We start from the raw sequence: 13,200 nt of genomic DNA on the forward strand, positions 1-13,200 counted from the left end.
ATTGATTGGTTGGTTTGTCACTTTGGAGTATTTGAAAAAAATATGGCAACCTTCATTGGCAAAGGGCCAACAATGTGTATTTTTGTCCTAAAAGTAAAGATATGCGAATAATGGCCTTTGATTATGGGACCAAGAGACTGGGGATAGCGGTTACCGATCCCTTGCAATTGATCGCAACGTCCCTAAAGACCCTTCACCCAGATGCGATATGGGATTTTCTGACGGAATATTTTAAGACGGAAGAAGTGGTAACGTTTGTCGTGGGAAGCCCCAGGCAGATGGACGGGACTGAATCGCAGTCTGCCCAACATGTTCGCGGCTTCATACGTAAATTACGGAAGCGTTTCCCCAATATCCCTGTGGTCGAAGTTGACGAGCGGTTTACTTCAAAAATTGCCCAGCGGACAATCACCGAATCTGGTCTTAAAAGGAGACTACATGATAAAGGTCTTGTGGACAGTATTTCTGCCACCATTATTCTGCAATCTTACATGCAAAGTAAATCATCATAATGGCATTAAAGGATATTCATTTTTTCTCGGAGGATATAGATTTTTCCATAAAAAATAAAAAGAAGATAAGGGAATGGATCGCTGCGGTAATCAAGCAGGAAGGTTTTAGGCGCATTGGTGAACTGAGCTTCGTGTTCTGCTCTGATGCCTACCTTCTGGAGATCAACAGGCAATATCTGGCCCATGATACCTATACGGATATTGTAACCTTTGATTCTTCCCAGGATGGGGATACCATTGCGGGAGATGTTTTTATCTCCGTGGACAGGACGCGAGAGAACGCGATAAAATTTGGGGTAAGCCAGACCGATGAACTCCATCGCGTGCTGATCCATGGGATCCTCCACCTCTGCGGCTATCAGGATAAGGACAAGGGAGATAAATCCCGGATGAGGGCTAAAGAGGATGAAGCACTCTCTCTTAGGGGATTCGTTTAGAAGTTCCATCTTGTGGGCTACAATCCTTCCAATCAATTGTAAGGTTTACCTTGGTCCACTCCTACATTTGTTATAGCATGAATTTCCAGGGATGATAAGGAAGATTGGACAAATCATTTTTTTGAAACGACCAGGTGCCTGAGGGAAGGATCGGACAATAGCCTGTCCATTTCCGATATGACCAGATCGGATACCTCGGATTTTACTAACCTGTAATTATCATGGACATATTTCTCCTGTAGGTTTCCAATCTGCTCAGCGGGGGAATACTCCTGTTCCTCGAGTTGCAGTGAGCGATGGTCATTGATGATCCTGGCATGGAATGATTTCAGTTCAACCGGGTTCTTTGGATCATCAGCGACAAGACCTACGAATTCTCCGGCGGATAGGGAGGAGATGACCGATGCAGGGATGGCCGTATCCAATTGTGTTGAATGGTTGACGGAGGTGTCATTGGAATTGACCGAAATACTCCTTTTGGGCTGGACGATCCGCCCGAAACGGTCCGATAGCTGTTTTGCGGTCTCACCTGAAACCTGACCTGATATTACATTTCCCACGATGTTCAATATGACATCAGCGAGATCCCTGCCATAATCTTTTCTTAATTGACTGATATCCTGTACGCAAAGTGTCGTGGATACCCGGTTGCTCCGGGCAGTAGCGATCAGACTGTCTATGTTGTTTAGATAGATCGTTGGGAATTCATCGAACACCAGGCTACTTTTGAGCACACCTTTTCTATTGACCTGTTTGATCAAACGGTTCACATAGAGCGAAAGCACGGCACCATAGGTCTGTATCTTTTGGGGATTGTTTCCCATACAAATTATCTTCGGATTGTCCGGATTGTTGATGTCAAGGTCAAAATCGTTACCTGAGAGAACATAGTAGATCTGGGGCGAGGAAATTCGGGCAAGGGCGATCTTTGCCGATGCTACCTGTCCCTCGAGCTGCTCCATGGCATCATTCAAATAAGCGTTGACAAAAGGGTTCACCAGGACCTGGATCTCTGGCTGGCTCCTCAGAATTGAGAAGAGCCGGTCATAGTCCTGTTGCATGAGTTCGATGACATGGGGGAGGGTACAATAGGTCCCCTCATCATATATCCTGAGATACCATATGACTGCAGTCAGGAGGTTGATCGCTGATTCCACAAAGAAATCGCCCTGACGTTTAATCCAATCCCTGTTGAGCCCCAGGAGAATCGTTCTTGCCGATTCGGCAGCATCGGTAATGTCCTTCATGGCCGAAGGTTCCAGAGGGTTACATCGGTGCGTCCTTTGGAGATCATCGAAATCGATCCTGAAGAATGATGTGGATTTCGTTGAACCGCTGCGGTTTTTCTTCCAATGGTGGTAGGCGATCCGGCTAAGGTCGTCATATTTGAAGTCGTATACGAACATGGTGAACCCTTTTTGGATATGTTGAGAAATGATATGTCTTATGACATAATAGGATTTTCCTGATCCAGGGTTTCCAAGTACCAGGATTGCCCGGAACGGATTGATAATGTTGATCCACCCATTCTTCCTTTTACTTCCAAGGGGGAATTCAGTCGGCAGATTGATCGAATATTCATTCTTCAAAAGGACCTGTTGCTGGGGGAAGGTCTGGTTGATTGAATTAAAGATATCCTGAATACCCATTTCCAGATGGATGATCCTGGCAAATTGGGTCATACCGACAATAAGGAGAAGGTATCCTAGTGAATTAATGGTGGTATAGCAGATCAGCGAAAGAAAAAGGTTCCCGGTTACCGCAAGAGCCATATGACCAAACAGGTAGAATGAACATCCTATCAAGGAGATGGACAGGGCAATGTGGCTTTTGCGGCTCTTATCCTTTTTGCCTTTGACCCCCAATAGGGAAAGTACCAGAAAGAATATAATCGCAGATTTTATGACCGGAACATCCAGAAATCCTGTTTTGTATAAACTGGCCAAGAGCCTGTCGGAAAATCTATTGGTCAGACCGGTACCTAGCAGTTCTGGATAGAACAGAACGTAATAATGGAGCATCAGAAGTACTACTGAAATACTTCGGCTCAGATCGCCCACTTTTCGAAGGCCCTGGATATTCTCTCCGGTATTCATGATATGTCCTGTTTTAACTGCTGCATATGAACTCCCTATGAAATCAGATGCTCAATAAAGTTAAGTGTAGAATCATTCAGGAAATATACCCCTAAAAAAATAGCTATATCCATGTGCCTAGAAAGAGGGGTAATTGACCATAGACTTTAGGATAAGCTGACATGTATGCTGCCTGGACCACTTTTTTGGATTTAACCCGAAATCTTCGGATCATGGGCATTCCGGTTTTCCCAGGTTCTTTTTTGAAACTAAAATGTTTTAACATCTATCCGACTATCGAATATTTTCCATATTTTGGCTATTTCAAAATTGAATCAATTGTGTCTCTTATACTCAATAACAATCGACCTACGGTCAGACTTAGGGCATTTCGCGCGATCGATGATCCTGAAACGTGCAGAAGGTTCATCAAGGGGCATGAACACGTTCTGACTGCCATTGGAGTCAAAAAGGTCACTTCCTCAAAAGATGATTGGATGTTCAATCCCGCAGCTTTCGTACTGATAGTTGAATCCCTTGATGGCAATTTCGTTTATGGGGGTGCCCGGATCCATGTGGCTGGCGGAACACAGGCCCTTCCCATAGAAGAGGCGACGGGAATGATGGATCCCAAGATTTTTGATCTAGTTTGGGCCCATGCCCAGTCCGGCACGGGTGAGGGATGTGGACTGTGGAATTCCCGGGAGATTGCAGGCTATGGTATCGGAAGTATATTTTTGACCAGAGCAGCAATTGCCATTGCACCGAAGATTGGGTTAAAGTCACTTTTTGCGCTCTGCGCGCCATACACCATAAACCTTACGAAGGCTGTCGGTTACCGGCAGGAGACGGGTGTGGGTAACAATGGCACCTTCTATTATCCTAAATTGGACCTCTTGGCAACAACCATGGTCCTTGATGATGTTGAGGAGCTCTCCCAAGCCAGTGAACTGGATCGTCAGGCCATTCTGGACCTGCGGCAAATGGGGGTCGGAGCAAGGATTGAGACCCTTCGCTCAAAGGAGATAGAGATACATTACGATCTTGGCCTTAATGATCTGGAGGGATGGGACCTGAATCGGATCATACAGATGTCCAATGGTCCCCGCAGCATAACAAAAGAGAACGATCCTGATAAAATCATAATCCTATAGTATGAAAGAACCTGATTTCCCGAACCGGGAGTGGCAATACCGCCCCAGTTTTTACGATCTGTCTAACCCCAGTGACCTACTGAAGCTCAATATGCTGCGGATGGACGGCCACATCGATCAGGAATACGATCAGATACAGAGCCAGTTGGTGGACCTCTATCTGTGCCGATTTCCATCTGATGGGGAGCTTTCTGGTTTCAGTGATTTTCTCCATTCCGTTCTAAAAGGAATTCCAATTGAAGAATTTGGCCTATGGGTGTATTATCCCTGGAGGCGTAGCCTAGTGCACATTCTTTCTGAGGAGGAATTCATAGAGGTCAGGACCAACCGTAACCAACTGAAGATCCGATCGGAGGAACAACAACTTTTAAGGGGAAAGACAATCGGCATTATTGGTCTGTCTGTTGGAGCAGCTATCGCACAGACGATAGCGATGGAAAGGACTTGCGGGAGGCTTAAACTGGCAGATTTCGATACACTGGATCTGAGCAATATGAACCGTTTGAAATCCGGGGTGATGGATCTAGGGATGCCGAAAGTTGTCCTGGCCGCCCGAGAGATCGCCCAGATAGATCCTTACCTTGAAGTGGAGATCTTCCCTTTAGGGGTGGGAAAGGACAATTATACGGATTTCTTCGGCGGAGGATCACCATTGGATCTATTGGTGGAAGTCTGTGATGGATTGCAGGTGAAGATCGAAAGCCGTATGATGGCGAGGGATTTGGGTGTACCTGTCATCATGGAGACAAATGATAGGGGGATGTTGGATATAGAAAGGTTCGATCTGGAACCGGGCCGCCCGATCTTCCACGGTTTATTGGAGGGAACGGATATTGGGGATCCGGAGAAAATCGACCCTGCCAAACGTTTGGAGATACTGATGAAGATCGTTGATCCGCGGAAAATCTCTCCGCGGATGCAGGAATCCCTTCCGATGTTGGGTTCAAGGCTAAAATCTTGGCCACAGTTGGCCTCCGAGGTCATGTTGGGGGCAGCCCTTTGCTGTTGGACCGCAAGAAAGCTGTTGTTGGGTGAGGCTCTTGCTTCAGGAAGGCAATATTTTGACCTTCATGAACTTTTGACCGGTAAACCATATTAAAAAATAACAAATGCGAAAGTTCCGTCCCTTTTTCCTTTGCCTTGTTCTGTTATCCATTTCGGCCAAAATCCTGGCAGGGGACAACATTATACGTTACAAGGGCGAGGATATCCTTTACTTGGGGAAGAAACTGCAAATTTATTCCCAGGAGTCGGACCAACTTGAATTACGCGAAGTTCTTTCCAGGCCGGAGCTTTTCGAACAGAGCCGTATCGAGGTCCCAAATCTCGGTATCGACCGGGGTGTCCATTGGATAAAATTGGAGATACTCAATGAATCCGATAAGGAGAACCTGATGTTGGACCTTTCCATGCCTAATATAGACCGGGTGAAATTTTATCGTGTAGGACCTAGCGGAACCGACAGCACGGTCTACTTTCTGGGAGAGCCCTTGAACAGGAGGAAGTTCAAGCATCAGTTCTTTCTTTTCGATCTGCACCTGAAAAAGGGAGAAAGGGCCATCTGTTACCTGCAGCTGACCAGTAGCACACAGCTGACTGTACCCGTTTCTCTTCATTCGCTTACTGGGCTTTTCCGTTTCCTCCAGCAGGAGGATACCCTCTCGGCCATATATTTTGGTCTGATGCTCTCCCTTATCTTCTATAACGGCTTCATATACATATCGACCAAAGACAGGAACTACCTCAGCTATGTTGGCTATGTGTTCTGGGTGATGTTCGCTCAACTAGCCATACTTGGCCTTTTCGAGCGGATATTCCAGGTGGGCAATGAATGGATCAATTCCAGGGTACTGACATTCGGGGGTGCTATGTCGGGAATTGCGACCATAAATTTCGTTAAGACCTTCCTCCAGACCTCCACAAGAACAAAGCATTTCAATTCCTTGTTGAACATATTTTTGTTGGGTTATCTCCTATCGATGGTCCTATTATTGATGGGTTATATATCCTTATCCTACAAGGCCGTGAACATGATCGCCGGAGTGGGTGGAATAATCGTACTGTTGATGGCCTCCATTTTGAGAAAGAATGGAGGAAGACAGACTAGGTTGTTCCTGTTCGCCTGGTATGTTTTTATCATCTCAGTTCTGGTTTTCATTCTAAAGGATTATCAGATTCTTCCGACAAATGTCTTTACTACACGGGCCATTCAGATCGGATCTATAATCGAGGCGCTGATCCTGTCGTTTGCTCTTGCCGATAAGATCAACAGTTATCGAAAGGAGCTCATTGCAGCCAAACTACGTGAGCTGGAAATCTCCCGCGAGAACCAAAGGCTGATCATGGAACAGAATATGATCCTGGAAGATCAGGTTCAGAAACGTACCCATGAACTTCAGATGTCAAATGAATCGCTCAATAAAACGCTGGTCGATCTTCGTGAGACTCAGGCTCAATTGGTGGAATCGGAGAAAATGGCATCCCTGGGACAGCTTACCGCGGGGGTAGCTCATGAAATAAACAACCCGATCAATTTTGTGACATCCAGTATAACCCCTTTAAGAAGGGACATTGAAATACTCTGGGAACTCTTGGAGAGGTTGGAGGATATAGCGATCTCCGATGGTCTGGGAACGGAACAGAAAAAGGGCTTGATCGAGCTTGCCAAATCGGACCAGGATATTCCCTACCTCAAACAGGAGATCCACTTTTTGCTAAAGGGTGTCCAGGATGGGGCGGAGAGGACCTCGGAGATCGTCAAGAGCCTGAGGGTCTTTTCGCGTGTTGATGAGGATTCGCTGAAGTTCGCTGATATAATCCAGGGGATCGAGTCCACTCTGGTAATCCTAAATACCATGATCAGGGAATCTATCCAGGTCCAAAAGGAATTCCAGGAAATCCCCCTCATCGAGTGCTTCCCGGGAAAGCTCAACCAGGTTTTCATGAACATCCTTACTAATTCCATACATGCCCTTAGTGAAAAGTTCGGTGAATCCTTTGGTGCCAGGATAACCATCCAGGTCCGTCTGATCGAGGAAAACGGTGAGGTAGAAATCCGGTTCCAGGATAACGGAACTGGGATCCCAAAGGAGATCATGAACAGGATATTCGACCCGTTTTTTACTACCAAGGAAGTTGGCGAGGGTACAGGTCTGGGAATGTCCATTGCCTACAAGACGATTGAGCGCCATAACGGAAAGATCCTCGTTGAGTCAGTTCAGGGTGAGGGGACTACATTTATAATCATTCTTCCGGTCAGACAGAACAATTAGGCATTTGAGCGGTAATTCATTAAAAAGTGTTAACAATGGAAAAGAAATTTGATATATTATACATAGACGATGAACAGGCCAACCTGTATTCCTTCAAGGCACTCTTAAGGCTTAGATACAATGTCCACATTACCGATAATACCACAGAGGCACTCAATCTGCTCACCATGAATCCCAATATCAGGATCATCTTCTGTGACCAGAAGATGCCTGGAGAGCAGGGTGTGGAATTCTTTGAGAGGATCCAGGTTGATTTCCCGCGACCTGTTCGGATCCTCCTAACAGCATACGCAGATCCCCAGATCGTCTTGGATTCCATCAACAGGGGACATGTTTTCCGTTTCATGGGCAAACCCTGGAACGAGGGAGAACTTCTTTCATGCATTGAAGAGGCAAATAGGTACTATCTCGCAAATACACTGCTTGACCAGAGGAACCAGGAACTGGTCAAGGCATATGATGAACTCGATAAATTCTCTTACAGCGTCAGTCATGACCTGAAGGATCCATTGGCAGGGATGATGAGCGCCATAAAACTTGCCCTTGAGTTCAACAGTGTGGACCAATTGCACGAAATACTAAAGCTCATGAGCAAGTCATTGGTCAAATTGGAGGACTATATCGACAGTCTAAGGGACTATTACCTCTTGCGGAGAGGGGGGCTGAACCTGTCAAAAATTGATTTCCAGGAAGTATTTGATGATTTAACGGATTTCTATAAGGTCTATGCAAATGGGAGTGGTGTAAATCTTGATACGCGTGTCGACCAGGTCTATGCCTTCATAAATGATAGATCGATCATCGAACTCATCATCCACAACCTGGTTTCCAATGCCATCAAGTACCAGAAGGAAACCGAGAAGAACAAGAGCATATTTCTGTCCGTGGTCACCCATCCCGATCATGCGGTTCTGGAGGTCATGGATAACGGGATCGGGATCCCAAAGGAGAGCCAACAGATTATTTTCAATCTATTCCAGCGTGCAAGCGACCAGGCGCATGGAATGGGATTTGGATTGTATAATGTTAAGAGCGCGATCCAGAAGCTCTCAGGTGAGATCCTAGTGGATTCAGAGCTTGGGATGGGGGCAACCTTCAAGGTCATTATTCCCACCAAGTGATTGCTAGGAGATTCCTAGGACAGGAGTTTCTGCCTTAATAGGAATTCAAGCTGTTCATTGGAAAGTTCCAGCCTGGAGTTCTGTTCGATTATCTCCTTCTTGTTCAGGTAGATCTGGAAGGCCTTGGAAATGATCCCATCTATTTCGCTCTCGGTCCAGGGCTTGTTCAGGTAGTGGAATACCTTACCTTTATTGATTGCATCGACCACCGCGGTCATATCCGTATAACCTGTAAGGAGTATCCTCATAGGACTGGGGTCCAGTTCGATCACCTTTTCAAGGAACTCCACTCCAGTCATCCCCGGCATTCGCTGATCGGTGATAATGATGTGGATTTCATTCTTGGAAATTATATCCATTGCATCAGGGCCATTCAAGGCGGTGAAAACATTATATTTAAGCCGAAAGCTGGCCTTGAAGGAGAATAGATTGTTTTCTTCATCATCCACATACAAAATATTGATCTTTTCGCCTGTTTCCATCTACTTTTAATTTCTTACAAAATTAGCAATATTTTCCCGAATCTCGGAATATGTATTTTAAGCGGGGAACGGGGACGAAACGGTTACTTCACCTTTTTGGTCCGTGAATTCGTAGAGTCCGTTCCCTATTGGATTGCTTTTGGGCGGTACATTGAGATGGAATTCCTTTTATTATGATGTCCCTTAGGAACGGCTGCTGCAAACGTGATATGCTAATAGTACAGCATTGTAGGTGGTCTATGAATATCGTATCCGTTGGGGTTGCTGCATTATTAATCAGCTGGATCCCTTGTTGAAGAAGAGCATCTTCTATTTTCCTGTCGTTTTCAGGCAACAGTGCCTGCTCTCCAAGAACTACTCTGATCCTGCTCAGCGATGATCCTACCTGCTCTCCATGGGCACGGAATATTTCCTCCAGTGAAGCCAGTGTTGGTCGGTTTTTAAGTCTTGATGCGGGAATGCCTACGCTCAGGGAGACACCATTTCTGTTGGTTATGAAATATAGAAGGCCGGTAGAGGACCTTTTTTCGGATGGTTGGAGCAAACTGCACTTTATGCCAAAGGTCTTGAGCAGTGTGTTCCATTCACGAAGGTCGCCAAAGCTATATCTTTCCATCAGATGGGCAGTGGTACGTTCAATGGATAGTTTTGTTGGAACTTTTCCGTAATCCAATTCCTGGATGTTATTGGTGTCTGATTGCCGAATGAGGGGTGTTGTCTGCTTTGCCCTTACAAGTCCAAAGATCCGTTCAATTTCCCTCTGTGCAGGATCTGATTTTAGCAGACCTATCCTATGCATTCTTATCCTTCTACCATTTGCCAGTATATTGGTTGTTACAATATGTATATGGGGATTCTGGGTGTCTCGATGTCTATATGCGAGGTATGGTTGTTTTCCAAATCCTACGGCTTCCATGAATTTCCAGCAGATGGCCAGCTGGTGCTGGTCAATTCTGGAAAGATCACTTGGATGGAAATTCAGGATGATATGTACAGCCGGTAACAGCACATTCTCATTGAGGGAACATCGTCTGGCCAGGTATTTATTCTTTAATCCCAGATCAAGCGATTGCGTTCCTAAGGGAAAATTTCCCGCTAGGATATAGTCCGCCCTATCCAATGCCACTTTTTTTTCATTATATAATAGGATCTCCGTTGTTCCCTTTAATTCGTATATCAATGCTACCATACCTCCAACATTTTCTCAACAGCCGAATCAAGGGAAAATAGTTCTTCTCTCAGGATTTGAAGGATTCCTATGGTGTCCTCCACTTCTGTTTGACCGATCCGCACATACAGCAGTTCTAGGTTCTTTCGCACCTGGGAGACCTCATGTAGGATATCATCCTGGGATCGGTTCCTATATGTGGAAACGATCCGGTTGGAAAAAAGCAGTTTTCTGAAGTAAACTCCCATATTTGGACAGGTTGAGTTTTGTTGTCTATTCTTGATCTTCATGAATTCCTCATGTGTAAAATAAAGTAGCAGTCTCTTTGTCCTTAAATTCTTCTCATTTTTCATAACTGATATTTATTGCCTGTGGATCAATCTTCTGGTTGTTCTGTATGGTTTTAGACCGATTTTGCTCGCCCAATCATTCAGGTCCTTATGTCCATCATAAAGCCCGCTCTGGTCATTGAACTTAGGGTCAAGGGAGACAGCATATTGGGTAAGGTTCTTTCCAGGAGGATCATTATCTAGAAAAAGGGAGACTTTTTCATGGGCTTTGAACTTCGGTAAAGCCCTCCCAAATAGGGAAATACCGTTGAGTACAACGAAATCTACTGAATCTGGGCCTATTCCACGGTTCAGTGTCCGAAATGTCAGGAAATCCATGAATCCTTCGAACACCATGACCTCTTTGTTACCTGATAATATACTGGTGATATCCTTTGGAGAACTACTTCCCTTGAAATACGGATTCCTGAGTTCGAGACCGCCATGGTCATTGGCGAATCCAATTCCGAGATAGGATCTGTCGCGTACCCTAAAGGTTATCTCCCTACAATATTCATCAGCGATCGAAATCGATACCCTTCTTTCCTGGATATACCTCATTAAACTATCTGAACGTAGAGATACGTTACCAATGATTTCCATTTTATGATCAGCATGGTGCTGTGTCTCGGGAAAAGCTATCCGATGCGGGCGTAAATTACCTGAGCCGGAAATGTTTTTTATGAGTTCTTTAATGCTCGTGCCCTGATGGATGATAGCAAAATCAATGAGATTGCCACCTTTTCCGATTCCATAATCATACCAACGGTTCAATTTCCTGTTGATCTTGAAGGACGCTTCGGTTTCATGGCGTAGTGGTGAGAGATACCAAAAATCATTTCCCCTGATCCTCTGTGGAGATATTCCACAACTGGCAAGGTAATCCACCAGATCCAAATCCCGGATCTGATCAAGGATGTCATGTGGGTTTGAAGGTTCCATTTCAGCATCTGAGTTACAACGGTCTAATTTCAGGATCAGATTCCAAATCTGGAATACATATATAAAATCGGCAATGGGTCCAATGGAATAATACACCGTTGGAAAGTATATCTGATTTTTATTTCCTGGGTTTGTATAGGGGGATTTTGGTGGAATAGAATATCGGATCATTTTCAAACCTATAGATTCATCTTTCTTTACAAGAATAATGTCATATACCCTTCGACAAGAGATACGTGCATAAGCTTGTCTGGAACTTTCAGCCAAGGCATCCTCCTGAGCTTTATATCGGGCCAGTAAAGAAACGGCCCACAAATTAGAGTGGGCCGTGGTTTGTCTACAGTCTTTTCACTATAGAGTTATAAACCGGATCTATTCTTCATTCCATAATTCCTGGACCCTTTCCACAAAAAGCCCTATGTGGTTGCCATCCATCAATCCGTGATGTCCATGAATGGAAACAGGCATTGTTTTTCGTCCGTTATCCTCTGTTACTTTTCCAAAGGAAATTTTCGGCGAACTGTCAGGGTAGGAGAAACTTCTGGCGTGGGAGAGGGCTGTGAAGTCTATCCATGGAATGGCCGAAAAGTGGATGACACCTTCGCCAGAAACAGCAGGGATTAAATTGTTGGACTGCTGTACTCGTTCAATCTCTTTAAGTGCTGCTGCATAAAAATCGATTTCGTCCTTGTAGTAATCCATATAGGCAAAGCCAAAAGTGCCATTTGGTCGGTTGATGGTAGGCGATGCATCTATACTGTCAAAGAGATACACCTGCCTGTCGTGGATCCTGTAACGGAAATTTTCTATTTCGTTGGCGGCCCTTAATGCTCTGAATAAATAGTATAGAAAAAAGGAATTTCCCTTTTCTTTGGCGGTTTTATATGCCTGTGTGCAGTCAATGTTAACCGTTGCGCCAAAAAACGGTTCTTCAAATTGGGAAAAGAATAGGAAATGTTCCTTTCTGTTCCACTGTTCAATGTCAATCAATGTTTTCATATCTACAAATAGTTCAGGATTCCGTCAATGCTCTTCAGTTCCACAAAATTAACGTGTTTCAAATTATGTTCATGCTGTTCGTATGTCCATGTCACATGGTAGGGAATGTGTCCGCCGTATCCGCCCAATTCCAGAACAGGCAGTATATCCGATTTAATGGAATTGCCCAACATCAGGAAATTTTCCGGCCTGCAGTCCAAATTTTTTAACAGCTTTTGATAATCGCTCACCTTTTTATCGCTCATTATTTCGATATGATCAAAATAGTCCTCCAATCCAGATCTTTGCAGTTTACGTTCCTGGTCTAATAAATCACCCTTGGTGGCTAATATCAACCTAAACCTGCCTTTCAACTGTTCCAGCGTTCTGGGCACGCCCTGCAGTAGTTCGATAGGTTTTTGTAGAAGTTCCTGTCTATTGGCTATGATTTTATCAATCAGTTCCAATGAAGCAGTTCGGTTGGAAACACGGCTAGCGGTTTCCATCATACACAGCATAAAACCTTTCACTCCGTAGCCATAGAGGCTCAGGTTCTTCATTTCGGTATTAAACAGTTCCTGCGATACCGAATGCTGGGGCAGATAGTTTTCAAGCAATTCGCAGAATTGTTTTTCCGCTTCCTGAAAGTATGGCTCGTTCATCCATAAAGTGTCGTCTCCGTCGAATGCTATTGTTTTTATACTGTCTTTCATTTATTTACTTTTGTATT

13 protein-coding genes are annotated in these 13,200 nt (G+C 44.7%); 6 read left to right on the forward strand and 7 right to left on the reverse strand.

Annotated features, from left to right (window positions below):
- Nucleotides 1-101 precede the first annotated feature (101 nt).
- Complete coding sequence (ruvX, locus tag VJ786_RS02225; protein WP_099364909.1) at nt 102-512, forward strand: Holliday junction resolvase RuvX; 411 nt, start codon at nt 102-104, stop codon at nt 510-512.
- Nucleotides 512-949 (forward strand): rRNA maturation RNase YbeY, encoded by a 438-nt coding sequence (ybeY, locus tag VJ786_RS02230; RefSeq protein ID WP_336557158.1) that lies wholly within the window; start codon nt 512-514, stop codon nt 947-949. The genes ruvX and ybeY overlap by 1 nt, the downstream gene beginning before the upstream one ends.
- Before the next feature lie 113 nt (nt 950-1,062).
- On the opposite strand, the gene mobC is transcribed toward ybeY, so the two are convergent.
- Entirely contained in the window at nt 1,063-3,045 is a 1,983-nt protein-coding gene (gene mobC / locus VJ786_RS02235) for a conjugal transfer protein MobC (protein ID WP_336557159.1), read from the reverse strand.
- Between the two features lie 161 nt (nt 3,046-3,206).
- On the opposite strand from mobC, the gene VJ786_RS02240 reads away from it, so the two are divergent.
- From VJ786_RS02240 to VJ786_RS02255, 4 genes are read left to right on the forward strand one after another with little or no spacing between them, the layout of a single operon-like run.
- On the forward strand, nt 3,207-4,178 hold the full coding sequence (locus VJ786_RS02240) for a hypothetical protein (RefSeq protein WP_336557160.1): 972 nt from the start codon (nt 3,207-3,209) through the stop codon (nt 4,176-4,178).
- Between the two features lies 1 nt (nt 4,179).
- The gene (locus tag VJ786_RS02245) at nt 4,180-5,277 is read left to right on the forward strand and encodes a ThiF family adenylyltransferase (RefSeq protein ID WP_336557161.1); all 1,098 of its coding nucleotides are present in this window, start codon (nt 4,180-4,182) and stop codon (nt 5,275-5,277) included.
- 10 nt (nt 5,278-5,287) lie between these two features.
- Nucleotides 5,288-7,450: a sensor histidine kinase gene (locus VJ786_RS02250; RefSeq protein ID WP_336557162.1), complete on the forward strand. Its 2,163-nt coding sequence runs from the start codon at nt 5,288-5,290 to the stop codon at nt 7,448-7,450.
- A gap of 35 nt (nt 7,451-7,485) precedes the next feature.
- Nucleotides 7,486-8,571, forward strand: a complete 1,086-nt coding sequence (locus VJ786_RS02255) for an ATP-binding protein (protein ID WP_336557163.1) — start codon at nt 7,486-7,488, stop codon at nt 8,569-8,571.
- A 14-nt stretch (nt 8,572-8,585) separates the two neighbouring features.
- Here the strand turns inward: VJ786_RS02255 and VJ786_RS02260 are convergent, their stop codons facing one another.
- The 6 genes from VJ786_RS02260 to VJ786_RS02285 all read right to left on the reverse strand — a co-directional run bounded on the left by VJ786_RS02260 (nt 8,586) and on the right by VJ786_RS02285 (nt 13,183).
- Complete coding sequence (locus tag VJ786_RS02260) at nt 8,586-9,053, reverse strand: response regulator (RefSeq protein WP_099364903.1); 468 nt, start codon at nt 9,051-9,053, stop codon at nt 8,586-8,588.
- 88 nt (nt 9,054-9,141) lie between these two features.
- A complete protein-coding gene (locus VJ786_RS02265) occupies nt 9,142-10,242 on the reverse strand; it encodes a relaxase/mobilization nuclease domain-containing protein (RefSeq protein ID WP_336557164.1) in 1,101 nt (366 codons plus the stop codon).
- Nucleotides 10,236-10,574, reverse strand: coding sequence for a plasmid mobilization protein (locus VJ786_RS02270; RefSeq protein WP_336557165.1), 339 nt, complete (start codon nt 10,572-10,574; stop codon nt 10,236-10,238). The genes VJ786_RS02265 and VJ786_RS02270 overlap by 7 nt, the downstream gene beginning before the upstream one ends.
- 9 nt (nt 10,575-10,583) lie before the next feature.
- A complete protein-coding gene (locus tag VJ786_RS02275) occupies nt 10,584-11,807 on the reverse strand; it encodes a DUF8464 domain-containing protein (protein WP_336557166.1) in 1,224 nt (407 codons plus the stop codon).
- Nucleotides 11,808-11,864: 57 nt separating this feature from the next.
- Nucleotides 11,865-12,491: a CatA-like O-acetyltransferase gene (locus VJ786_RS02280; protein WP_336557167.1), complete on the reverse strand. Its 627-nt coding sequence runs from the start codon at nt 12,489-12,491 to the stop codon at nt 11,865-11,867.
- A gap of 2 nt (nt 12,492-12,493) precedes the next feature.
- Entirely contained in the window at nt 12,494-13,183 is a 690-nt protein-coding gene (locus tag VJ786_RS02285) for an HAD family hydrolase (protein WP_336557168.1), read from the reverse strand.
- Nucleotides 13,184-13,200 lie beyond the last annotated feature (17 nt).

This window comes from Sphingobacterium tenebrionis, assembly GCF_037126265.1.
In the GTDB taxonomy this organism is placed as follows: domain Bacteria; phylum Bacteroidota; class Bacteroidia; order Sphingobacteriales; family Sphingobacteriaceae; genus Sphingobacterium; species Sphingobacterium tenebrionis.